Genomic DNA, 22,509 nt, shown 5'->3' with positions numbered 1-22,509 from the left:
AGATCAGCGGACCACGGCGGACAAGCGTCCGGCTTCACCGGCGGGGCGGAGGGCTGGCTGAGCCGCCTCGGGGGCCTGCGGAACACCGTCCGGCAGGCGCTGGTCGCCCAGCAGCTCGACGAGCAGATCACCGCCCGCTATCCGGTGGGCCGGCGGCTGCGGGTGCTCGATGTCGGCCTCGGCCAGGGCACCCAGGCCCTGCGGCTGGCCCGCGCGGGCCACGAGGTGACCGGGGTTGAGTCCGACCCCACCATGCTGGCCGCGGTGCGCAACGCGCTCGCGGAGGAGCCGGAGGGCATCCGGGCCAGGGTGCGGCTGATCGAGGGCGACGGCCGGGACACCGGCGCGCACTTCCTGCCGGGTACCTTCGATGTGGTGCTCTGCCACGGTGTGCTGATGTATGTGCCCGAGCCGGATCCGCTGCTGGCGGGCCTCGCCCGGGTGCTGGCGCCGGGCGGTCTGCTCTCGCTGCTGGTGCGCAATGCCGACGCGCTGGCGATGCGGCCGGGGCTGGCCGGGGACTGGGACACCGCGCTGGCCGCGTTCGACTCCCCCGCGTACACCAACCGGATCGGGCTGCGGGTGCGGGCCGACCGGCGGGAGGAGCTGACCACGACGCTCACCGCGATCGGCGCCCCGCTGCACGCCTGGTACGGGGTGCGGGTCTTCACCGACCAGGCCGGGAGCGACACCCCGCCCCCGCCGTCCCCGGAGTGGGAGCGGCTGCTGGCGGCCGAGGAGCGGGCCGGGCGCACCGATCCGTACCGCTCGGTGGCGGCCCTGCTGCATCTGTGCGGGGTACGCGGCTGAGCCGGTTCACCGGGCTTCACCGGGCGGAAGGAGTGTGGCGGCGCCACGGGGCGCCGCCACATCCGGTGCCCGGGAGCTCAGCCTCCGGTGCTCATCACGGTGCTCATTCGGCCCGCAGACTCATCGGGCCGTAGATCTTGGTGCCGTCCTCGAAGAGGATGACCTGCTCGGCTCCTCCGTCGAGGAGCTCCTTCCACTCCTCACCGATCCATGACTCCGCATCCCCCTGGGTCGGGAACTCCTCCGGCTGTACCGCGGGCTTCGTCTCCGTCCCATCGGACTTCTCGAACCGCCACGTCCACGCCATGTACGCCTCCTCCATCCCGCCGGTCGACGGGTGATACCCGCCGGTCCACAGGTGATAACTGCCCGCAGCCTAGGCGACTGATCACTCCGTACGGGGTGGCCCCGCGCGACCCGCGCTTGCGGACGCGAGACGATCGGGGCGTGGAACTCACATTTCTGGGCACCGGAGCCCCCGACGGGCTGCCACGGCACGACTGCCCCTGCGCGTCCTGCGCCACCGCCGTCGGCGACGAGGCACGGGCCGCGACGGCCCTGCTCATCGACGGCGCGCTGCTCCTGGACCTCACCCCGGGCGCCGCCTTCGCCGCCGCCCGCGCCGGGTATTCGCTGGTCGGTGTGCGGCAGGTGCTGCTCTCGCATCCGCACGCGGGCCCGGCCGTCGAGTTCCCCGCCGGACTGCCCGCGCCGGGGCGGGTGCCGGACGGCCGTGAGCTGTCCCTGATCAGCGGCCACCGGGTGCGGGCCATCGCCCTGGACTCCCCCGGCACCGGCTACGCGATCACCGGACCCGACGGCACCCGGCTGCTGTATCTGCCGCCCGGCGGGGCCCCGGCCGGGCTCACCGAGCAGACCCAGCCGTACGACATGGTGGTGCTGGACGCCATCGGCCGCCCGGACGCGCTGGCCCGGCTGCGGACGAGCGGGGCCGTGGGCGCGACCACCGACGTCCTGGCGGTCCATATCGACCACACCGTTCCGCCCGGCCGGGAACTCCACCGCCGGCTGGCCACGGCGGGTGCCCGGACGGTCCCGGACGGCCGGACGGTGATCGTCGGCGAGTACCACGCGGTGCCGGACCTGCCGCGGCGCACCCTGGTACTGGGCGGCGCCCGGTCCGGCAAGTCCCTGGAGGCGGAGCGGCGGCTGTCCGCCTTCCCCGACGTGCTGTACGTGGCCACCAGCGGCACCCGCGAGGGCGACCCCGAGTGGGCCGCCCGGATCACCGCCCACCGCGACCGGCGGCCCGGCTCCTGGCGCACCACCGAGACCTGCGAGCTGGCCCCGCTGCTGGCGGAGGACGGACCGCCGCTGCTGATCGACTGTCTGGCGCTGTGGCTCACCGACGCAATGGACTCCGTCGGGGCCTGGGACGACGAGAAGTGGGCCCAGGGCGGTGCGGACGCCCTGCGGGAGCGGGTGGACGCTCTGGTGGCCGCGGTCCGGGCGACCGGCCGCACCGTGGTGGCCGTCAGCAACGAGGTGGGCGCGGGCGTGGTCCCCGCGACCGCCTCGGGCCGCCGCTTCCGTGATGAACTGGGGCGGCTCAACGCGGCGTTCGCGGCCGAGTGCGAACAGGTGCTGCTGGTGGTGGCCGGTCAGGCGCTGCCGTTGCGCGGCTGACCGAGCCCGCGCCGAAGGGGCGCGCCGCTGTCACCCCCGACGGTAGGGTTCGCGGCGTGAGTGCCCTGAATCTCGATGACTTCGTCGATCTGATCGAGCGCCCCGACGGGGGTATCCGCCGCGATGCCGAGGAGCGCCGGGCACGGCTCGCGCCACCGGCCGACGCGCTGGGGCGGCTGGACGAACTGGGCGAGTGGCTGGCCGCCGCCCAGCAGCGGGTGCCGGTACGGCCCGTCGAGCGCCCCCGTGTCGTGCTGTTCGCGGGTGACCACGGCATTGCCGACCTCGGTGTCTCCGCGCGTCCCGCCGGAAGCGCCCACCGGCTGGTGCGTGCGGTGCTGGACGGCGAGAGCCCCGTCGCGATCCTCGCCCGCCGCTTCGGCGTACCGGTGCGCGTGATCGACATGGCGCTGGACTGCGACCCGGCCGAGCTGCCCGAGGAGGTCACCCGCCATCGGGTGCGCCGGGGTTCGGGACGGCTGGACATCGAGGACGCCCTCACCCACGAGGAGGCCGAACGAGCCTTCCGCACCGGGATGGCCATCGCCGACGAGGAGGCCGACGCGGGCACCGACCTGCTGGTCCTGGGCGATCTGAGCGTGGGCGGCACCACGGCCGCGGCGACCCTGATCGCCGCGCTGTGCGGCACCGACGCCTCCGTGGTCACCGGCCGCGGCGGCGCCGGGATCGACGACCTGACCTGGATGCGCAAGTGCGCGGCGATCCGGGACGGGCTGCGCCGGGCGCGCCCGGTCCTCGGCGACCAGCTCCAGCTGCTGGCCACCGTCGGCGGCGCCGACCTCACCGCGATCACCGGCTTTCTGCTCCAGAGCGCGGTGCGCCGTACCCCGGTGATCCTGGACGGGGTGGTTTCGGCGGCGGGCGCGCTGGTCGCCCAGCGGGTGGCGTTCCGCGCCCCGGACTGGTGGCTGGCCGGTCAGAGCAGCGGGGAACCGGCGCAGGAGAAGGCGCTGGACCGGATCGCGCTCACCCCTTTGCTCGACCACGGCGTCACTGTGGGAGAGGGGACAGGGGCGCTGCTCGCCCTGCCGCTGGTGCAGGCGGCCGCGGCCCTGGCGGCGGAACTGCCCGAGCGCGAGGAGGCCGGGGCCGAGGAACCCGGGGAGACGGAACCCGGGGAGACGGAACCCGGGGAGGACTGAGCACCGGCTGAGCACTGCGGTTGAGCGGTCCGGACATATCGGACACGATGATCCGGACCGCCACCCCCCGCCTCACCCCTCCTCCGCTCGGCCGTGATGGGAGAGGAAGAGGTCCGCTTGGAACGCCACGCTTTTGCCGTCTGGCCGCCGCGCGCCGCCGCGTTCACCGTCTGGTACCTGCGGACCGTCGCCTTCGTCAATCTGCTCGGCGCGGTGTGGGTGTCGTTCGGCAACGACATCAAACGGCACAACGTCGATGAGTACTTCACCCCGTATCTGCTGACCGCGGGCTTCTTCTCGGCGGCCTTCTCGATGTTCCTGGCCATCACCATGCGCCGGCACAAGCGCGCGGCCTGGATCCTCAACCTGGGCCTGAGCGGGCTGACCCTGGTGTTGATGGCGCTCGCCATGAGCTGGGCCCCGGCCCGGCACCATCCGCAGAACTGGATCTCTCTGCTGCTCACCGCGGTGTTCGTGGCCGCGCTGCTCATCGGGCGCCGTGCGTTCTACGCCAAGGGCGACCGGTCCAACCCCAAGCTGGCCGCGGCGGTCGCGGTCGTCGGGCTGCTGATCGGCTCACTGCTGGCCGCCGCGCTGGTCACCGTCACCAACACCGCGCCCGACGAGTACCGCTCCACCTTTCTGGACCGCTGGCACTACGGCGCGCTGCGGCTGGTCTCGCTGGTGGCCGTGGAGGGGCGCTTCGAGGGCATCGAGACGCCCGGCTGGGTCAACGTGGTCATCAACGTGATGAGCACGGCCCTGCTGCTGCTTGTGCTCTGGGCGGCGTTCCGCTCCCGTCGCGCCGTCGACCCGATCTCCGCCGACGACGAACGGCGGCTGCGGGCGCTGCTGGACCGGCACGGCGACCGTGACTCACTCGGCTACTTCGCGCTGCGCCACGACAAGAGCGCGGTGTGGTCCCCGTCGGGCAAGTCGGCGGTGACCTACCGGGTGGTGGGCGGGGTGTCCCTGGCCTCCGGCGATCCCATCGGCGATCCGGAAGCCTGGCCGGGCGCGATCGACCGCTGGCTGGCCGAGGCGCGGGAGCACGGCTGGATCCCAGCGGTGATGGGCGCGAGCGAGGAGGGCGGCACGATCTACGCCCGGCACGGTCTGGACGCGCTGGAACTGGGCGACGAGGCGATCGTGGACACCGGGGAGTTCACCCTCGAGGGGCGCGCGATGCGCACCGTCCGCCAGGCGTACAACCGGGTCGGACGGGCCGGGTACACGGTCAGCATCCGCCGTCACGAGGACATCCCGGCGGCGGAGATGGCCGGTCTGCTGCGGCTGGCCGACGACTGGCGGGACGGTGAGACCGAGCGCGGCTTCTCGATGGCGCTCGGGCGGCTCGGCGACCCGTGCGACGGCCGCTGTGTGATGCTCGTCAGCACCGACGCCGAGGGCGAGCCGCGGGCGCTGCTGAGCTTTGTGCCCTGGGGGCCGCACGGGCTGTCGCTGGATCTGATGCGGCGGGACCGGGACTCCGAGAACGGCTTGGTGGAGTTCATGGTGCTCGAACTGATCCAGCGCGCGGGAGAGGTCGGGGTCGATCAGATCTCGCTCAACTTCGCCATGTTCCGGTCGGTCTTCGAGCGTGGCGCACGGCTGGGCGCGGGGCCGGTGCTGCGGCTGTGGCGCTCACTGCTCAGCTTCTTCTCCCGCTGGTGGCAGATCGAGTCGCTGTACCGGGCCAACGCCAAGTACCGGCCGATCTGGGAGCCGCGCTATCTGCTCTTCGAGAAGTCCACGGAACTGCCCCGGATCGGGATCGCCTCGGCCCGCGCGGAGGGGTTCCTGGAGGCGCCGGGGCTGCCGAAGTGGCTGAACCGCACCAGGCTGGCCAAGGGGACGCGGGTCGAGCGGGCCGAGCAAGGCTCATGAGGGCGGCGTGGGTTCGGAGAAGCCACCGATCCAGTCCTGGAGCCGCCGCCCCACCCGGTTCCAGCGGGCGTCATGCCGCTCGGCCCGCTTCTCCGCCTTCGCCCTCGCCCGCGGCCGGCGGCGGTAGCAGCGCCGGGCCCACAACGAGTCGGGGCGGGCCAGCCGCACCGCGCCGACGGTCGCCACCACGGGCACCAGCACCCCGATCACCGCGATCCGCAGCTTTCCCTTGACCAGCGCGAACAGCGCGAACACGAAGTTGGTGGCCACCTCGGCGACCACCGCCCCGCGGCTGCCCCGCTCGGCCTCCGACACCTCGTTCACCCCGAACGGAAGGAAGCCGCTGAGCACCAGGGCGACCAGCGAAGCGGTGATCACCACCACCTCGACGCTCTTGCGGCCCTGCTCGGACCAGTAGACGTCATGGAGGTGGAGGATCAGCGCGAACTCGTCCAGCACCAGCCCCGCCCCCACCCCGAACAGCACCGCCGAGATCGCGGCCCAGGTCCCCTGCCGTCCGCTGGCGACCGCGCCGAACCCGCCGATGACGGTGAGCACCACTCCGGGCACCACATGGTGGATATGCAGTCCGCCCTTGCTGATGTTGCGGAACGGGCCCCGCCCCGCCTTGATCATCCGCGTGATGGTGCGGACGATGACGAACGACAGGATGAACGAGGCCAGGGCGAGAAGCAGCGGCAGCTTGCCGGGCTCGACGATGTTCCGCTCCCACCACTGGCCCATGGCCCCTCAGCGTGCGCGATAGCCTGCCGCGCGATGGACACCACGCCGGAGCAGTCCCCCGCACGACCGCCGGAGCCGGAGCGCCCGGCGGACTCCGGGCGCTCCCCCACGTCCGACCCCGCCCCACCCCCCTCCTGGGACGACGGGATCCGCTTCGCCTTCGGCACCCTCACCGTGCTGCCCGTACGAGTGGCGCGCTGGGATCGTTCGGCGGCGCGCGCCGGAATGCTGTGCGCCCCGCTGGCCGGACTGGTGGTCGGGCTGTGCGCCGCCGCGCTGGGCGGGGCGCTGCTGCTGCTCGGCGGCGGTGCCCTGCAGGCCGCCGTCGCCACCGTGGCCGTACCCGCCGTACTGACCCGCGGTCTGCACCTCGACGGGCTCGCCGACACCGCGGACGGGCTCGGCAGCGGCAAGCCCGCCGAGGACGCGCTGCGCATCATGAAGCGCTCGGACATCGGGCCGTTCGGCGTCATCACGCTGCTGCTGGTGCTGCTCGGTCAAGTGGCCGCGCTGACGGAGCTGTACGCGGCGGGCTGGGCGCAGGGCGCGGTGGCCGCCGCGGCGGCCGGGACCGCCGCCCGCTGCGCGCTGACGCTCGCGGCCCGCGCGGGCGTGCCCGCGGCCCGGCCGGAGGGTCTTGGCGCGGCGGTCGCGGGCGCGGTGCCGTTGCGTTCGGCGCTGCTGGTGGCCGTGGGCACGGTGGCCGTCAGCACCGCGGGCGGACTGCTGTCCGGCCCGCTGTCCGCGCTGCGCCACGGGCTCGCGGTGGTGTCCGCCCTGGCCGCCGCCGAACTCCTGCTGCGCCACTGCCGCCGCCGGTTCGGCGGGGTGACGGGGGATGTCTTCGGCGCCCTGGCGGAGACCGCGGCCACCGCGGCACTGGTCGTCCTGACCCTCGGCTGACCCCCTCCGTCACCGACCGCTCGACCCGCCCGGACGCGGTGAGAGCTACGCTCGCGGTGAGCCGCGACAAGCCCGCCGCTCGGGCGTCCGGCAACCGGCGCATACGATGCCGACGGGCGCGGCCGACCGCCCCCGCCTCGCGGGGACATCCGATGTCGGCCGACGAAATCACCGGAAGAGGGACCCGACCACTGTGACTGCACTGACTCTCAGCACCTCCTCCGCCGCGACACTGCGCGCGGACGCCGTTGTCATCGGCGTGGCAAAGGGGGCGAAGGGCCCCGTCGTCGCCATCGGCGCGGAGGCCGTGGACAAGGCGTTCGGCGGCAAGCTCGGCACCGTTCTGGAGACGCTCGGCGCGACCGGTGCCGAGGGCGAAGTGACCAAGCTGCCCGCCGCGTCCGGTCTCAAGGCACCGGTCGTGCTGGCGGTCGGCCTGGGAGAGGCTCCGGCCAAGGGCGACGGCTACGACGCCGAGGCACTGCGCCGGGCCGCGGGGGCGGCCGCCCGCGCGCTGTCCGGTTCCAAGAAGGGGGCGTTCGCGCTGCCGGTGGAGGACGCGGCGGCCGCGGCGGCGGTCGCCGAGGGCGCGCTGCTGGGCGCCTACGCGTACGACAAGGCCAACAGCGGCAACGGCGGCGCGGCCAAGGACAAGAAGAAGAACGGCAACGGCCCGCTGGCCGAGGTCGCCCTGATCGGCGGCAAGCCGCGGGACAAGGCGTACAAGGCCGCAGCCGAGCGCGCGGTGGCCCTGGCCGCCGAGGTCAACCGGGCCCGCGATCTGATCAACGCGCCATCCAACGTGCTCACCCCGGCGTCCTTCGCGGCGACCGCGGTGGCGGCGGCCAAGGAGTTCGGCCTCAAGACCGAGGTACTGGACGAGAAGGCGCTCAAGAAGGGCGGGTACGGCGGCATCCTCGGCGTCGGCCAGGGCTCGGACGCCCCGCCGCGGCTGGTGCGGATCGCCTACACCCACCCCAAGGCGGAGAAGACGCTGGCGCTGGTGGGCAAGGGCATCACCTATGACTCGGGCGGTATCTCCCTCAAGCCGGCCGGTCACAACGAGACGATGAAGTGCGACATGAGCGGTGCCGCCACGGTGTTCTCCACCGTCGTCACCGCCGCCAAGCTGGGGCTGCGGGTCAATCTGACCGGCTGGCTGGCGCTGGCGGAGAACATGCCGTCCGGTTCGGCCACCCGCCCCGGCGATGTGCTGACGATGTACAGCGGCAAGACCGTCGAGGTGCTGAACACCGACGCCGAGGGGCGGCTGGTGCTCGCCGACGCGATCACCCGCGCCTGCGAGGAGAAGCCGGACGCGATCGTGGACGTGGCCACGCTCACCGGCGCGATGGTCCTCGCCCTGGGCACCCGCACCTTCGGGATCATGGCGAACGACGAGGCGTTCCGCACCACGGTCCACGAGATCGCGGAGGAGGTCGGCGAGCAGTCGTGGCCGATGCCGCTTCCGGCCGATCTCCGCAAGAGCATGGACTCGCCGGTCGCCGATCTGGCGAACATGGGAGAGCGGATGGGTGGCGGTCTGGTGGCCGGTCTGTTCCTCAAGGAATTCATCCAGGACGACATCACCTGGGCCCACCTGGACATCGCGGGTCCGGCTTTCAATGACTCCGGTCCGTCCGGCTACACCCCCAAGGGCGGCACCGGTGCCGCCGTACGCACGCTGGTGCGGCTCGCCGAGCGCACCGCGGCGGGCGATCTGGGCTGAGGCCGGGCCGAAAGTCCCGCCGATTTCGCCGTCAACGAAATCGGTGGGGCTACGGATTCCGTATACGCATGAGTAACCCCTGAACTGGGGTCTGGAGATATCTCACACCACGGCCCCGCGTCCCGCCTCACGTCAACAAGTGCGAAGATGTTGTCTCGGCAGGACAGGGCCCCCGACACCAGGGCCGAAGCAATTGCGGCCGAACAACAGCCGCCGCCCGGCCGACCAACCGGCCGGCTCCGGCGCACCATGCATGGAGGACGTGACGTGGCGAATGACGCCAGCACCGTTTTCGACCTAGTGATCCTCGGAGGCGGTAGCGGCGGTTACGCCGCTGCCCTGCGCGCGGCGCAGCTGGGTCTGGACGTCGCCCTGATCGAGAAGGACAAGCTGGGCGGCACCTGCCTGCACCGCGGCTGCATCCCCACCAAGGCTCTGCTGCACGCCGGTGAGATCGCCGACCAGGCCCGCGAGGGCTCGGAATTCGGTGTGAAGACCACCTTCGAGGGCATCGACATCGAGGGTGTGCACAAGTACAAGGACGGCGTGGTCTCGGGCCTGTACAAGGGCCTCCAGGGTCTGATCGCGTCCCGCAAGGTCACCTATGTGACGGGCGAGGGCCGGCTGTCCTCCCCGACCTCGGTCGATGTGAACGGTCAGCGCTACACCGGCCGCCACATCCTGCTCGCCACCGGCTCGGTGCCGAAGTCGCTCCCCGGTCTGGAGATCGACGGCAACCGCGTCATCTCCTCGGACCACGCCCTGGTGCTCGACCGGGTGCCGAAGTCCGCGATCGTGCTGGGCGGCGGTGTCATCGGCGTCGAGTTCGCCTCCGCGTGGAAGTCCTTCGGCGCCGACATCACCATCGTCGAGGCGCTTCCCCACCTCGTCCCGGTCGAGGACGAGAACAGCTCCAAGCTGCTGGAGCGCGCCTTCCGCAAGCGCGGTATCAACTTCTCCCTCGGCTCCCGCTTCTCAGGCGTCGAGTACACCGCCGACGGCGTCAAGGTCTCGCTGGAGAACGGCAAGACCTTCGAGGCCGAGCTGCTGCTCGTGGCTGTCGGCCGCGGCCCGGTCTCGCAGGGCCTGGGCTACGAGGAGGCCGGGGTCGCCATGGACCGCGGCTATGTCCTCGTCGACGAGTACATGCAGACCAACGTCCCGACCATCTCCGCCGTCGGTGACCTGGTCCCCACCCTCCAGCTGGCCCACGTCGGCTTCGCCGAGGGCATGCTGGTCGCCGAGCGGCTGGCCGGTCTGAAGACCGTTCCGATCGACTACGACGGTGTGCCGCGGGTGACGTACTGCCACCCCGAGGTCGCCTCCGTCGGCATCACCGAGGCCAAGGCCAAGGAGCTGTACGGCGCGGACAAGGTCGTCGCGCTGAAGTACAACCTCGCGGGCAACGGCAAGAGCAAGATCCTGAAGACCGCGGGCGAGATCAAGCTCGTCCAGGTCCGCGACGGCGCCGTCGTCGGTGTCCACATGGTGGGTGACCGGATGGGCGAGCAGGTCGGCGAGGCCCAGCTGGTCTACAACTGGGAGGCGCTGCCGGCCGAGGTCGCGCAGCTCGTCCACGCCCACCCGACCCAGAACGAGGCGCTCGGCGAGGCCCACCTGGCCCTGGCCGGCAAGCCGCTGCACTCCCACGACTAATCGCACGAGCGCGAACCATCCGTACAGATCGTTAAGGAGCAACCGAAACCATGGCGGTTTCCGTAACCCTGCCGGCGCTCGGCGAGAGCGTGACCGAGGGCACCGTCACCCGCTGGCTCAAGGCCGAGGGTGAGCGTGTCGAGGCCGACGAGCCACTGCTCGAGGTCTCCACCGACAAGGTCGACACCGAGATTCCGGCCCCGGCGGCCGGTGTGCTGACGTCCATCAAGGTCGCCGAGGACGAGACGGTCGAGGTCGGCGCCGAGCTCGCCGTCATCGACGACGGCGGCGCAGCCCCCGCCGCGGCCCCCGCCCCGGCGGCCGAGCCCGCTCCGGCGGCGCAGCCCGAGCCCGCCCCGGCGGCCGAGGCCCCCGCCCCGGCTCCGGCTCCCGCGGCCGCCCCGGCCGGTGGCGCCGAGGGCACCGATGTGGTGCTTCCGGCGCTCGGTGAGTCGGTGACCGAGGGCACCGTCACCCGCTGGCTCAAGGAGGTCGGTGACGCGGTCGAGGCCGACGAGCCGCTCCTCGAGGTCTCCACCGACAAGGTCGACACCGAGATCCCGGCCCCGGCCGCGGGCACCCTGCTGGAGATCCTCGTCGCCGAGGACGAGACCGCTGAGGTCGGCGCCAAGCTGGCCGTCATCGGTGCCGCGGGCGCCGCTCCGGCCGCCGCGCCGGCTCCGGCCGCCCCGGCTCCGCAGGCCGCCCCCGCCCCGGCCCCGGCCCCCGAGCCGGTCAAGGAGGCCCCGGCCCCGGCCCCGGCTCCGCAGGCGCCCGCCGCTCCGGCTCCGGCGCCCGCTCCGGCCCCGGCCGCCCCGGCCGCCCCATCGATCCCTGCCCCCTCGGCCCCCGAGGCCGAGGGCGCCTATGTGACCCCGCTGGTGCGCAAGCTCGCCGCCGAGAACGGCGTGGACCTGGCCACCGTCAAGGGCACCGGCGTCGGCGGCCGGATCCGCAAGCAGGACGTCATCGCCGCCGCCGAGGCTGCCAAGGCCGCCGCCCAGGCGCAGGCCCAGGCTCCGGCCGCCGCCGCGCCGGCCGCCAAGAAGGCTCCGGTCCTCGAGGTGTCCCCGCTGCGCGGCCAGACCGTCAAGATGACCCGCATGCGCAAGGTCATCGGCGACAACATGATGAAGGCGCTGCACAGCCAGGCCCAGCTGTCCTCGGTCGTCGAGGTCGACGTCACCCGGCTGATGAAGCTGCGCGCCCAGGCCAAGGACGGGTTCGCGGCGCGTGAGGGCGTCAAGCTCTCCCCGATGCCGTTCTTCGTCAAGGCCGCGGCCCAGGCGCTGAAGGCCCACCCGGTCATCAACGCCCGGATCAACGAGGACGAGGGCACCATCACCTACTTCGACTCGGAGAACGTCGGCATCGCCGTGGACTCCGAGAAGGGCCTGATGACCCCGGTCATCAAGGGTGCGGGCAACCTCAACCTGGCCGGTATCGCCAAGGCCACCGCCGACCTGGCCGGCAAGGTCCGCGCCAACAAGATCACGCCGGACGAGCTGGCCGGCGCGACCTTCACGATCAGCAACACCGGTTCGCGCGGTGCGCTGTTCGACACGATCATCGTGCCGCCGAACCAGGTCGCGATCCTGGGCATCGGCGCCACGGTGAAGCGTCCGGCCGTCATCGAGACGTCCGAGGGCACCGTCATCGGCGTCCGGGACATGACGTACCTCACGCTCTCCTACGACCACCGCCTGGTGGACGGTGCCGACGCGGCCCGCTACCTGACGGCCGTCAAGGAGATCCTGGAGGCCGGTGAGTTCGAGGTCGAGCTCGGCCTCTGACCGGCTCACGGCGGACGCCCGCGCTGTCGGCCGCGCCCCGTACGGACTTCCGTGCGGGGCGCGGCCCTTTTCCGTTCCCGGACCACGGACGTTCCGCTGCCTGGATAATGATTTTCGTTCACCGCTGGTTCCGAAGGAGCGCCCCATGACCCCGCCCGTCGTCCACTCGCTGCGCGAGCAGATCCGCGAGCACATCGTGGAGGGGATCGTCAGCGGGCGCTGGAAGCCGGGCGAGCGGATCGTGGAGCGGAGGATCGCGACGGAGCTGGACGTCAGCCAGACCCCCGTCCGGGAGGCGCTGCGGGAGCTGGAGTCGCTACGGCTGATCGAATCGGCCCCCAACAAGGGCGTCCGGGTGCGGAATCTGGCCGCCTCCGACCTCGAGGAGATCTATCCGGTACGGGCCGGACTGGAGCAGATGGCGGCGGAGCTGGCGGCGCCCCGGCTGGCCGAGGACACCTCCGCCCTGGAGCCCGAGGTGCGGGCGCTGTACGAGGCGGACCGCAGGGCCGACGGCGAGGCCCAGGTCCGGCACACCGTCGCCTTCCACCGGGAACTGGTGCGGGCCTCGGGCAACAGCGTGCTGCTGCACACCTGGGAGTCACTGGGCATCGAGATCTGGACAACGCTGTCCATCCGCTGGCTGGGCACCGTCCAGCAGTCCTACGCCGAGGAGCACCAGGCGGTCGTGGACGCGTTCCGACGCCGGGATCCGCGGGTGGGCGAACTCGTCAAGGAGCATGTGCTCGGCTGTGCACCGCGTGCCTGATTTCGCGGCACGGAATGCCACTTTCGCGGTGCGGAGCATTTTTTTGCTTCAGGGGCTTTGATCGATCATCGATCAGAACTTACAGTCGGCAGCATGACCGATCTCGCCAGCACGCAGCCGAGTGCGCTCGACCAGATCCCCGACCGGGACCCCGAGGAGACCGCGGAGTGGGGCGCCTCACTCGCGGCCGTCACCCAGGCCGCCGGTCCGCACCGCGCCGCGTACCTGATGCGCCGCACCCTGGAGCGCGCCGAGGGCGCCGGGCTCGCGCTGCCGCCGCTGCTGGAGTCGGACTACGTCAACACCATCCCGACCGCCGCGGAGCCCGCCTTCCCCGGTGACGAGGAGATGGAGCGGCGGATCACCGCCTGGAACCGGTGGAACGCGGCGGCGATGGTCACCCGCGGCAGCCGGGACGGCCTCGGCGGCCACATCGCCACCTTCGCCTCCGCCGCCTGGCTCTACGAGACCGGCTTCCAGCACTTCTTCCACGGCAAAGAGGCCGAGGGCGGCTCGGGCGACCAGCTCTACATCCAGGGCCACGCCTCCCCTGGCATCTACGCCCGCGCCTTCCTCGACGGCCGGCTGACCGAGCACCACCTCGACAACTTCCGGCGCGAGGCGGGCGGAGACGGTCTTCCCTCCTACCCGCATCCGCGCCGGCTGCCCTGGCTGTGGGAGTTCCCCACCGTCTCCATGGGGCTCGGCCCGCTCTCCGCGATCTACCAGGCGCGGTTCAACCGCTATCTGGCGAGCCGCGGCATCAAGGACACCGCGGGCTCCCACGTATGGGCCTTCCTCGGCGACGGCGAAATGGACGAGCCCGAGTCCACCGCCGCACTCGCCCTGGCCGGGCGTGAGGGCCTGGACAACCTGACCTTCGTCATCAACTGCAACCTCCAGCGGCTCGACGGCCCGGTGCGCGCCAACTTCAAGATCGTCCAGGAGCTTGAGGCGCAGTTCCGCGCGGCCGGCTGGAATGTGGTCAAGTCGCTGTGGGGCTCGGCCTGGGACGAGATGTTCGCGCTGGACACCTCGGGCGCGCTGGCGCGCCGGCTGCGCGAGGTGCCCGACGGGCAGTTCCAGACCTACGCCACCCGCGACGCCGGCTACATCCGCGAGCACTTCTTCGGCACCGATCCGGAGCTGGCCCGGCTCGCCCAGCGCGTCACCGACGCCAAGCTCACCGAGTGCTTCCACACCTCCCGCGCGGGCCATGAGCCGCGCAAGGTGCACGCCGCCTACCGCGCCGCCGTGGACCACAAGGGCGCCCCGACCGTGGTCCTCGCGCAGACCGTCAAGGGCTGGACGCTCGGCCCCGGTTTCGAGTCCCGCAACGCCAACCACCAGATGAAGAAGCTCACGGGCAAGGAGTTCCGCACCATGCGCGACCTCCTGGAGCTGCCCATCCCGGACAGCAAGCTGGACGACGAGCTCGTCCCGTACGCCCACCCCGGCGCCGACTCCCCCGAGGTGCGCTACCTCCAGGAGCGCCGCGCGGCCCTCGGCGGTCCGGCGCCCGCGCGCACGGTCCACCCGGTGGCGCTGCCCGAGCCGTCCGCCAAGCCCTTCGAGACTCTCGCCAAGGGGTCCGGCAGCCAGGAGATCGCCACCACGATGGCCTTCGTCCGGCTGGTCAAGGATCTGATGCGGGACAAGGAGACCGGCAAGCGCTGGGTGCCGATCGTGCCCGACGAGGCGCGGACGTTCGGCATGGAGTCGCTCTTCCCGACCGCCGGGATCTACTCCCCGCTCGGCCAGACCTACGACCCGGTCGACCGCGATCAGCTCCTGTACTACAAGGAGGCCACGAACGGTCAGATCCTCAACGAGGGGATCACCGAGGCCGGTTCGATGGCCGACTTCACCGCCGCCGCCACGTCGTACGCGACCCACGGCGAGCCGATGATCCCCTTCTACATCTTCTACTCGATGTTCGGCTGGCAGCGCACCGCCGACCAGATGTGGGCGCTCGCCGACCAGCTCGGCCGCGGCTTCCTGATCGGCGCCACCGCGGGCCGCACCACCATGACCGGTGAGGGCCTCCAGCACGCCGACGGCCACTCGCATCTGATCGCCTCCACCAACCCGGCGGCGCTCGCCTACGACCCGGCGTTCGCCTACGAGGTCGGGGCAATCGTGCGGGACGGCCTGCGGCGGATGTACGGCCCGGACGCCGAGGACGTCTTCTACTACCTGACCGTCTACAACGAGACCAAGGTCCAGCCGCCCATGCCCCAGGGCGAGGGCGTCGAGGAGGGCATCCTCAAGGGCCTGTACCGCTACCGGGAGGCCGAGGCGCCCGCCGCCGGCGCCCCCCGGATCCAGCTCCTCGCCTCCGGCACCGCCATCCACTGGGCGCTGGAGGCCCAGAAACTCCTCGCCGACGACTGGGGTGTGGCCGCCGACGTGTGGTCCGCCACCTCCTGGAGCGAGCTGCGCCGTGACGCCCTGTCCTGTGACACGGCGCGGCTCACTGGCGAAGACCGGGTCCCGTACGTCACCCGTGCCCTGGCAGGCGCACCGGGCCCGGTCCTCGCGGTCAGCGACTGGATGCGCGCGGTACCCGACCAGATCAGCCAGTGGGTGGAGCAGGACTGGTACTCCCTGGGCACCGACGGCTTCGGCCTCTCCGACACCCGCGAGGCCGCCCGCCGCCACTTCGGCGTGGACGCCCCGGCGATCGTGGTGACGGCCCTGGACCGGCTGGCCCGGCGCGGCGAGGTGAGCGCCACCGCCGCCAAGGAGGCCGCCCGCCACTACGGGCTGTAGCCGGCCCGATCCCCCGGCTCCGCCGTTGTGCGGCCGCGTCTGGCGGTCGCACAACGGCGGTTCTCATGCCGAGGCATGATGGGCGGGTGCGTGCTGCCCGGCTGATCAAGATGGTGCTTCTGCTCCAGGCCCGGCCCTCGATGACGGGGGCCGAGCTCGCCCGTGAGCTGGAGGTCTCCGAGCGGACCGTCACCCGCGACGCCGCCGCGCTCTCCGAGGCGGGTGTCCCGGTCTACGCGGACCGGGGGCGCGCCGGGGGCTACCGGCTCGTCGGCGGCTACCGCACCCGGCTCACCGGGCTGGGGCGGACCGAGGCCGAGGCGCTGTTCCTGTCCGGCGTACCGTCCGCACTGCGCGAGATGGGGCTCGCGGACGCCGCCTCCGCGGCCCGGCTGAAGGTGTCCGCGGCCCTCCTCCCGGAGCTGCGCGACGCCTCCCACAGCGTGGCCCAGCGCTTCCATCTGGACGCCCCCGGCTGGTGGCAGCCGCCGCAGACACCCGAGCTGCTGCCACCGCTGGCCGACGCGGTCTGGGACGACCAGTGGATCACGGTCCGCTACCGGCGCCGGGAGACGGAGGTGGCACGGGAGCTGGAGCCGTACGGCCTCGTGCTCAAGGCGGGCGTCTGGTATCTGGCGGCCCGCGCGGAGGGCGACTTCCGGGTGTACCGGGTGGACCGCTTCGCCTCCGTCGCGCCCCGTGGTGACCGCTTCGACCGGGTCGAGGAGTTCGATCTGCCCGCCTTCTGGGAGGAGCGGGCAGCCCAGTTCGCCCGCTCGATCCTGCGGGAGAAGACCGTGCTGCGGCTCACCCCGGACGGGGCCCGGCGGCTGCCGTACGTCACGGACCGCACGGCGGGCGAGGAGGCGGTGCGCGGGGCCGGGGAGCCCGACGGACAGGGGCGGATCACCGTCACCCTGCCCGTCGAGTCGCACGATGTGGCGTACGCGCAGCTGCTCGCGCTCGGCCCGGAGGCCGAGGTGCTCGAACCACCGGAGCTGCGGGAACGGTTCGCCGAGGCGGCGCACCGCACCGCGCGGCTCTACCGATAGCGCTCCGCGGGATGTGCCATGGGGCGCCGTCCTTCGTCTGCGGCCGCGTCGTGGCTGGTCGCGCCCACGCGGCGGAGCCGCACATCGGCACGGCCCCGCGCCCCTTCGGGGCGCTACCGGTAGTCCTCCGCGGTGCCCGCCTTGCCGCCGAAGACGACGTCGCGGAAATAGCCGACGCCGTCCGGCCGGGAGCCGTCGAGGTCGGTGAAACCGTAGACCTTGGCCAGTTCACCGCTGAAGACTGACTTCCCGTTCCAGCGGGCCCGGTCCGGGTCGGCGGCGAGCGCGGCGACCGCCCGCCCGACGAAGTGCGGCGTCTCGGCGATGGCGAAGTGCGGCTCCTTCTCCACCGCGTCCCGCCAGTTCTCCTCTGTCACCCCGAAGTGGTCCAGCATCTGCTCGGAGCGCAGGAAGCCCGGGGAGACGCACACCGCCGTGGCGTCGAACTCCTTCAGCTCCTGAGCGAGCCCATACGCCGTGCGGATGGGCGCGTTCTTGGTGATGTCGAAGAAGAGGTTCACCCGGTAGGTCTCGTTGAACTCCTCGTCCCCGTCGGTGATCTCGACCACCAGCCCGCCCGGGTTCCGGACCAGCAGCGGCAGTGCGTAGTAGTGGGTGATCAGGTGGGTCTCGATACCGAGCCGGAGCATCCGCAGCCCGCTCGTCAGGTTCGTCTCCCAGGTCTTCTTGTTGAATTCGATCAGCGCCTCACCGCCCCAGACGTCGTTGACCAGGACGTCCAGTCGCCCCTGCTCCCGGTCGATACGCTCGATGAGCGCCCGTACCTGCTCCGGTTCCAGGTGGTCCGTCGGCACCGCGATGCCCGTGCCACCCGCCGCCGTGATCAGTTCCGCGGTCTCCTCGATGGTCTCCGTCGCCCGCCCGACCTCGCTGACCCGGTCCCGGGTGGTGCGCCCCGTCGCGTAGACGGTGGCACCCGCCGCGCCCAGCTCGACCGCCATGGCCCGGCCCGCGCCGCGCGTCGCCCCCGCGACGAGTGCGATCCTGCCCGCCAGCGCGCCCTGTGTGCTCACGAATCCGTGTCCCTTCGATGGGTGTCCGGTATGGCTGTGCGTTCGACGGTCGCAGGGAAACCCGACATCTCCTGTCGCTTTTTGTTCGCACTTCCCCCGGGTCTCCGGCGGCCGGGGCCCTCTCGATAACGAGAGGGCCGCATCCGGGTCGCTCCGCGTGCGGGGGCGACGGGGAGGGCCGATCCTGGTCCCGTGATGATGGACGAGACGGAGTTCTGGGGGCTGGTCGACAGCGCTCGGGAGGCCGCCGAGGGCGACCCCGAGGACCAGTCCGACCTGCTCGTCGAGCAACTGTCCCAGCTCGACCCGGACGCCGTGCTGGACTTCGCGCGGCACTTCGAGGCCCGTTCCAACCGGGCGTACCGCTGGGATGTGTGGGGTGCGGCCTGGGTGCTGCTGGGCGGGGTCGGCGATGACGCGTTCGAGGCGTTCCGCTTCTGGCTGATCGGTCAGGGCCGGGAGGTCTTCGAGGGGGCGCTGCACGAGCCGGACGCGCTCGCCGAACTTCTGGACGACTTCGATGAACAGGTGGACGGGGACTGCGAGGACCTGGGATTCGCCGCGGACGAGGCGTATGAGCGGCTGACCGGCGCGGCCCTGCCGGAGCTGGGGCTCCCGGCGCCGCCGAACGAACCGCAGGGCGCGGCCATCGACTTCGAGGACGAGCGGGAGCTGGTGGAGCGTTACCCCCGGCTGTGGGAGCGCTTCCGGGCCTGACGGCCCGGTGTCCGTGGCGGCGTGAGATCAGCCGGTGAGGCCGCGGGCCATCAGGACGTCGTCCACATACGTCCCCTCGATCAGGAACTCCCCCCGCAGGACGCCCTCCACGGTGAACCCCTCGGACTCGTACAGCCGCCGCGCGGGGGCGTTGGGGCCCAGCACCCGCAGGGTGATGCGGGTGGCGCCCGCCCGCCGTGCCTTCTCGTACGCCGCGCCCAGCAGCGCCCGCGCCGCTCCCCTGCCACGCGCCTGCTCGTCGACCGCGAGCCCCTGGATCTGCTGGACATGGGCGTTGGAGGCGAGCGGGGTCGCCGGGACGAGCCGGAGGTAGCCGACCGGGCGCCCGCCGAGCTCGGCCACGAGGATGTGGCCGGGGCGGTTGCGGTCGTGGAAGAAGGGATCGTAGGGCGGCTGGGGGCGCGGCTGTACCGAGTGCAGCGGTGACCAGGCGCGACGGTCCAGTTCGGCCAGCGCGGTCTCGTCCTCGGCCACGGCGGCGCGGACGATGAGCTCGTCCGGGTCGGCCACCCGGTCCGGTACGTCGGGCCGGGACGGCACGGTCTGCTCGGACATGTGGGCCAGTGTGCCATCCGGCCCCGTCGTCCGACATCCCTTTCAAGATCGGGGGCAGGATGGTGCCATGCGAATCGCGGTCACCGGCTCCACCGGACTCATCGGCACGGCTCTCGTCCACGCGCTGCGCGAGGACGGCCACCAGGTCGTACGGCTGGTGCGGCGCACCCCGCGCGGGGAGGGCGAGGTCGAGTGGGATCCACAGCGGCAGTGGGTGGACACCGCCGGGCTGACGGGGTGTGACGCGGTGGTCCATCTCGCGGGCGCGGGTGTCGGTGACCACCGCTGGACCGACGCGTACAAGAAGGAGCTGCGGGACAGCCGGGTGCTGGGCACCGCCGCCATCGCCGAGGCGGTGGCCACGCTGGACACTCCGCCGCGGGTGCTGGTCAGCGGAAGCGCCGTCGGGTTCTACGGGGACACGGGGGCGCGCGCGGTCGACGAGAACGCGCCCCCCGGCGACGGCTTCCTCGCGCATCTGTGCCAGGAGTGGGAGGAGGCGACCGCGGCGGCCCAGGAGGCGGGCATCCGCACGGTGTTCGCGCGCACCGGACTGGTCATCGCCCCCGAAGGCGGGGCGTGGGGACGGCTGTTCCCCCTGTTCAAGGCGGGGCTGGGCGGGCGGATGGGCAGTGGCCGCCAGTACTGGAGCTTCATCGCCCTGTACGACCACATCGCCGCGCTGCGCCATGTCATCGCCACCGACGAACTCGCGGGTCCGGTCAATCTCACGGCGCCCACGCCGGTCACCAACCGCGAGGTCACGGCTGCCATGGGCCGGGTGCTGCACCGCCCCACGCTGTTGAGCGTGCCGTCCCCGGCACTGCGGCTCGCGCTGGGCGAGATGTCCGGCGATGTGCTCGGCAGTGTGCGGGCGCTGCCCCGCCGGCTGATGGACTCCGGTTTCGCCTTCACCTATCCGCATATCGACGAGGCCCTGCGCGCGGCGCTGAAGAATCGGCGCTGAGCCCGCCACGCCGACGGTCCGCCGGAGGGGGTGCACGGGGCGGCGTCGGGCGGCATTGACGGAGCGTCAACTCAGCCTGAGCCGGGCCGTTTTGGGGCCGTGGCCGACCGGCGTGCGACCGTTGTGCGACCGTGCTCGGTCCATGCGCGACTGCCCTCGAACGTTTTTCTGACTACCGTCACGTACGTCTGGCGTTACCCACCTCACGGAGCCGTGTCGCGGAACTCACGCTTCCGGGCCGCTGGTTGGGGCATCAGGCCCCCGTAGCGTACGCACCGACCTCGAGGAGGGCACGTGCTCAGCAGCGCGCACCGCACGGACGTCGTCATCGTGGGAGCCGGTCTCGCGGGGCTGGCCGCGGCTCAACTGCTGGCCGGCGCCGGGGTGGCGGTCACGGTCCTGGAGGCCGCGCCACGGGTGGGCGGCCGGATGACGACGGACAGCGTGGACGGCTTCCGGCTGGACCGCACCGGACAGTTGATGAACACCTCCTTCCCGGAGCTGCGGCGCACTCCGGGGCTCGGCTCGCTCGCCCTGCGCCCGTTCACCCAGGGCGTGCTGATCCACAGCGAGGGCCGCACCCAGCGGTTCGGCACCCCCCGGAGCATGAGGGGCGCATTCACGTCGGCGCGCGCCTTGGCGAACGCCGCCCGTGCTCCCCTGGGCAACGGGCTCGACCAAGCCCGACTCGGTGCCGCGCTCGGCAGGCTCGCCACCCTGCCCGCGGACCGCCTGCTCGCCCGCCCCGACCGGCCGGTCCACGAGACCCTGGGGGGGCGGGGCCTACCTGCCCGCACGGTCCAGGGGGTGCTGCGTCCACTGCTGGTGTCGCTGCTCAGCGACCCGGAGCTGACCACCTCGAGCCGCTGTGCCGATCTGGCCCTGCGCGGCTACGCACGCGGCCGCCTCTGCCTCCCGGCGGGCGGCGCGTCCACCGTCCCCGAGCTGCTGGCCGCCACGCTGCCGCCGGGGACGGTGCACACCGGCGTCCGCGCGGTATCGGCCTCCACCACCGCCGTGGCCACCGCGGAACACGGCGAGATCGGCTGCCGCGCCGTCCTGGTGGCCACCGGGGCGCATGACGCCGCGGCCCTCCTGCCCGGTCTGCGGCTGCCGGCCTTCCACCCGGTGACGGTGCTTCACCACACCGCCGACCGGCCGCCGCTGCGCGAACCCGCGCTGGTCCTCGCGGCGAGCGGCTCGGGCCCGGTGGCCCACACCATGGTGGCCAGCGAGGTGGACCCCTCGCGCACCCCGCCCGGCCGGGTGCTGATCACCTCCACGGTGCTCGGTCCCGCCGCCGGACGGCCCACCGCCGAGCTCGACCGGGCCGCCCGGGGCCAACTGGCCGCGGTCTACGGCACCTCCACCGCAGACTGGGAGCTGCTGGCCGCGCGCCACGACCCGTACGCCGTCCCGGCCATGCCCGCGCCCCACGATCTGCGCCGCCCGGTGCGGCTGCTGTCCGGGCTGTACGTCTGCGGCGACCACCGCGACTCCAGCTCGGTGCAGGGCGCCCTCGTCTCCGGCCGCCGCGCGGCCCGCGCGGTCCTCACCGACTTCGGCGCCCCACCGGGATCCGGCACCACCCCCAGCCTCCCGGCCGCGGCCTGACCCCACGGCCGGGACGCGCCATCCGGTTCAGACCGGATGGCGCGGACTGCCGGACGCCCGGCACGGGCTGAGCGGCCGGTGCTCCGGTGGCCAGGACCGCGCGGTAGGACTCCCGGATCCGGCCACCGGCCAGGGTCCGGGCATGCGGGCCGGACCGCCGCGCGTGCGCGAGGAAACCCGCCCGGCGACGGGACGGCCGCCGCGCCGCACCCGCCGTCCCGGACCGCTCCGCGTCGGCAGCCGCCTCACCGCGTGACGCCCAGCCACGAACGGGGCACCGGACCCGCAGTGGTGCGGGCCGGACCGCCACGCGTGGCGAGGCGCGGCCCGGTCCGCGCGGCGGGACCGCTCCGCGTCGGGCGAGCGACCGCCGCACCACTGCGTGGCACCGCCCCAGGGCTGCTGAACCGCCGCCCGACGCCCGGATTTCAACCCGCTGTGAACGCGGGAACGCACGCCCCGACGCGGCGGCCCGACAGCGGGGGCACGGCCTCGGACGTACGGGCCGGACCGCCGCACGTGCGCGAGGAGGCGGCCGGGGCTCGGCCGCCCCGGGCCGGGCCACCGGCCGGTCCCGCAGTGGTGCGGGCCGGACCGCCGCGGGCGGCGAGGAAGGCGGCCGCGGCCCGGTCCGCGCGGCGGGACGGCCGCCATCGTCCGCCACGGACCGTTCCGC

At 72.9% G+C, this 22,509-nt stretch carries 19 protein-coding genes; 14 read left to right on the top strand and 5 right to left on the bottom strand.

Features of this window, described 5'->3' with window-relative positions:
• Nucleotides 1–3: 3 nt before the first annotated feature.
• The gene (locus tag JK363_RS44145) at nucleotides 4–222 is read right to left on the bottom strand and encodes a hypothetical protein (RefSeq protein WP_307821685.1); all 219 of its coding nucleotides are present in this window, start codon (nucleotides 220–222) and stop codon (nucleotides 4–6) included.
• On the opposite strand from JK363_RS44145, the gene JK363_RS09775 reads away from it, so the two are divergent.
• Entirely contained in the window at nucleotides 127–810 is a 684-nt protein-coding gene (locus tag JK363_RS09775) for a class I SAM-dependent methyltransferase (RefSeq protein ID WP_372444740.1), read from the top strand. The two genes, JK363_RS44145 and JK363_RS09775, sit on opposite strands and share 96 nt — an antisense overlap.
• A 103-nt stretch (nucleotides 811–913) precedes the next feature.
• Here JK363_RS09775 and JK363_RS09770 read toward each other — a convergent pair whose 3' ends face one another.
• Nucleotides 914–1,117: a hypothetical protein gene (locus JK363_RS09770; protein ID WP_201873955.1), complete on the bottom strand. Its 204-nt coding sequence runs from the start codon at nucleotides 1,115–1,117 to the stop codon at nucleotides 914–916.
• A gap of 140 nt (nucleotides 1,118–1,257) precedes the next feature.
• Between JK363_RS09770 and JK363_RS09765 the strand changes: the two genes are divergently transcribed.
• From JK363_RS09765 to JK363_RS09755, 3 genes are all read left to right on the top strand, one after another.
• On the top strand, nucleotides 1,258–2,457 hold the full coding sequence (locus JK363_RS09765) for a bifunctional adenosylcobinamide kinase/adenosylcobinamide-phosphate guanylyltransferase (protein ID WP_201873954.1): 1,200 nt from the start codon (nucleotides 1,258–1,260) through the stop codon (nucleotides 2,455–2,457).
• A gap of 56 nt (nucleotides 2,458–2,513) precedes the next feature.
• Complete coding sequence (gene cobT, locus JK363_RS09760) at nucleotides 2,514–3,620, top strand: nicotinate-nucleotide--dimethylbenzimidazole phosphoribosyltransferase (RefSeq protein ID WP_201873953.1); 1,107 nt, start codon at nucleotides 2,514–2,516, stop codon at nucleotides 3,618–3,620.
• A 96-nt stretch (nucleotides 3,621–3,716) separates the two neighbouring features.
• Entirely contained in the window at nucleotides 3,717–5,507 is a 1,791-nt protein-coding gene (locus JK363_RS09755; RefSeq protein WP_201873952.1) for a phosphatidylglycerol lysyltransferase domain-containing protein, read from the top strand.
• On the opposite strand, the gene JK363_RS09750 is transcribed toward JK363_RS09755, so the two are convergent.
• Nucleotides 5,502–6,251: a hypothetical protein gene (locus JK363_RS09750; protein ID WP_201873950.1), complete on the bottom strand. Its 750-nt coding sequence runs from the start codon at nucleotides 6,249–6,251 to the stop codon at nucleotides 5,502–5,504. The genes JK363_RS09755 and JK363_RS09750 overlap by 6 nt on opposite strands.
• A 33-nt stretch (nucleotides 6,252–6,284) precedes the next feature.
• Here JK363_RS09750 and JK363_RS09745 point away from each other — a divergent pair, with 33 nt between their 5' ends.
• The 7 genes from JK363_RS09745 (at nucleotide 6,285) to JK363_RS09715 (ending at nucleotide 16,925) form a co-directional block, all read left to right on the top strand.
• A complete protein-coding gene (locus tag JK363_RS09745; protein ID WP_201873948.1) occupies nucleotides 6,285–7,154 on the top strand; it encodes an adenosylcobinamide-GDP ribazoletransferase in 870 nt (289 codons plus the stop codon).
• Between the two features lie 193 nt (nucleotides 7,155–7,347).
• Entirely contained in the window at nucleotides 7,348–8,883 is a 1,536-nt protein-coding gene (locus tag JK363_RS09740; protein WP_201873945.1) for a leucyl aminopeptidase, read from the top strand.
• Nucleotides 8,884–9,150: 267 nt separating this feature from the next.
• Entirely contained in the window at nucleotides 9,151–10,539 is a 1,389-nt protein-coding gene (gene lpdA / locus JK363_RS09735) for a dihydrolipoyl dehydrogenase (protein ID WP_201873943.1), read from the top strand.
• 50 nt (nucleotides 10,540–10,589) lie between these two features.
• A complete protein-coding gene (gene sucB / locus JK363_RS09730) occupies nucleotides 10,590–12,332 on the top strand; it encodes a 2-oxoglutarate dehydrogenase, E2 component, dihydrolipoamide succinyltransferase (protein ID WP_201873941.1) in 1,743 nt (580 codons plus the stop codon).
• A 145-nt stretch (nucleotides 12,333–12,477) separates the two neighbouring features.
• Entirely contained in the window at nucleotides 12,478–13,101 is a 624-nt protein-coding gene (locus JK363_RS09725) for a GntR family transcriptional regulator (protein ID WP_201873939.1), read from the top strand.
• A gap of 93 nt (nucleotides 13,102–13,194) precedes the next feature.
• Nucleotides 13,195–15,873 (top strand): pyruvate dehydrogenase (acetyl-transferring), homodimeric type, encoded by a 2,679-nt coding sequence (gene aceE, locus JK363_RS09720; RefSeq protein WP_201873937.1) that lies wholly within the window; start codon nucleotides 13,195–13,197, stop codon nucleotides 15,871–15,873.
• 86 nt (nucleotides 15,874–15,959) lie between these two features.
• Nucleotides 15,960–16,925: a helix-turn-helix transcriptional regulator gene (locus JK363_RS09715; protein ID WP_201873935.1), complete on the top strand. Its 966-nt coding sequence runs from the start codon at nucleotides 15,960–15,962 to the stop codon at nucleotides 16,923–16,925.
• A 113-nt stretch (nucleotides 16,926–17,038) separates the two neighbouring features.
• Here JK363_RS09715 and JK363_RS09710 read toward each other — a convergent pair whose 3' ends face one another.
• A complete protein-coding gene (locus JK363_RS09710) occupies nucleotides 17,039–17,959 on the bottom strand; it encodes an SDR family oxidoreductase (RefSeq protein ID WP_201873934.1) in 921 nt (306 codons plus the stop codon).
• A gap of 198 nt (nucleotides 17,960–18,157) precedes the next feature.
• Here JK363_RS09710 and JK363_RS09705 point away from each other — a divergent pair, with 198 nt between their 5' ends.
• Nucleotides 18,158–18,676: a DUF4240 domain-containing protein gene (locus JK363_RS09705; protein ID WP_201874424.1), complete on the top strand. Its 519-nt coding sequence runs from the start codon at nucleotides 18,158–18,160 to the stop codon at nucleotides 18,674–18,676.
• A gap of 27 nt (nucleotides 18,677–18,703) precedes the next feature.
• Here JK363_RS09705 and JK363_RS09700 read toward each other — a convergent pair whose 3' ends face one another.
• A complete protein-coding gene (locus JK363_RS09700; protein ID WP_201873933.1) occupies nucleotides 18,704–19,252 on the bottom strand; it encodes a GNAT family N-acetyltransferase in 549 nt (182 codons plus the stop codon).
• A gap of 67 nt (nucleotides 19,253–19,319) precedes the next feature.
• Here JK363_RS09700 and JK363_RS09695 point away from each other — a divergent pair, with 67 nt between their 5' ends.
• Both JK363_RS09695 and JK363_RS09690 read left to right on the top strand, forming a co-directional pair.
• Entirely contained in the window at nucleotides 19,320–20,219 is a 900-nt protein-coding gene (locus JK363_RS09695; protein WP_201873932.1) for a TIGR01777 family oxidoreductase, read from the top strand.
• Nucleotides 20,220–20,513: 294 nt separating this feature from the next.
• The gene (locus JK363_RS09690; RefSeq protein WP_201873931.1) at nucleotides 20,514–21,833 is read left to right on the top strand and encodes an NAD(P)/FAD-dependent oxidoreductase; all 1,320 of its coding nucleotides are present in this window, start codon (nucleotides 20,514–20,516) and stop codon (nucleotides 21,831–21,833) included.
• Nucleotides 21,834–22,509 lie beyond the last annotated feature (676 nt).

The sequence above is a fragment of the Streptomyces coffeae genome (assembly GCF_016741875.1).
Lineage (GTDB): Bacteria > Actinomycetota > Actinomycetes > Streptomycetales > Streptomycetaceae > Streptomyces > Streptomyces coffeae.
Note: the sequence above shows the minus strand (reverse complement) of the source record. Positions and strands in the feature narration are given on the sequence as shown.

Bases quoted from the DNA above. Each gene is read 5' to 3' on its own strand.
- JK363_RS09695 (WP_201873932.1), top strand. From the start codon at position 19,320: ATGCGAATCGCGGTCACCGGCTCCACCGGACTCATCGGCACGGCTCTC.
- aceE (WP_201873937.1), top strand. From the start codon at position 13,195: ATGACCGATCTCGCCAGCACGCAGCCGAGTGCGCTCGACCAGATCCCC.
- JK363_RS09770 (WP_201873955.1), bottom strand. From the start codon at position 1,117: ATGGCGTGGACGTGGCGGTTCGAGAAGTCCGATGGGACGGAGACGAAG.
- JK363_RS09705 (WP_201874424.1), top strand. From the start codon at position 18,158: ATGGACGAGACGGAGTTCTGGGGGCTGGTCGACAGCGCTCGGGAGGCC.
- JK363_RS09745 (WP_201873948.1), top strand. From the start codon at position 6,285: ATGGACACCACGCCGGAGCAGTCCCCCGCACGACCGCCGGAGCCGGAG.
- sucB (WP_201873941.1), top strand. From the start codon at position 10,590: ATGGCGGTTTCCGTAACCCTGCCGGCGCTCGGCGAGAGCGTGACCGAG.
- JK363_RS09725 (WP_201873939.1), top strand. From the start codon at position 12,478: ATGACCCCGCCCGTCGTCCACTCGCTGCGCGAGCAGATCCGCGAGCAC.
- JK363_RS09700 (WP_201873933.1), bottom strand. From the start codon at position 19,252: ATGTCCGAGCAGACCGTGCCGTCCCGGCCCGACGTACCGGACCGGGTG.
- JK363_RS09755 (WP_201873952.1), top strand. From the start codon at position 3,717: ATGGGAGAGGAAGAGGTCCGCTTGGAACGCCACGCTTTTGCCGTCTGG.
- JK363_RS09750 (WP_201873950.1), bottom strand. From the start codon at position 6,251: ATGGGCCAGTGGTGGGAGCGGAACATCGTCGAGCCCGGCAAGCTGCCG.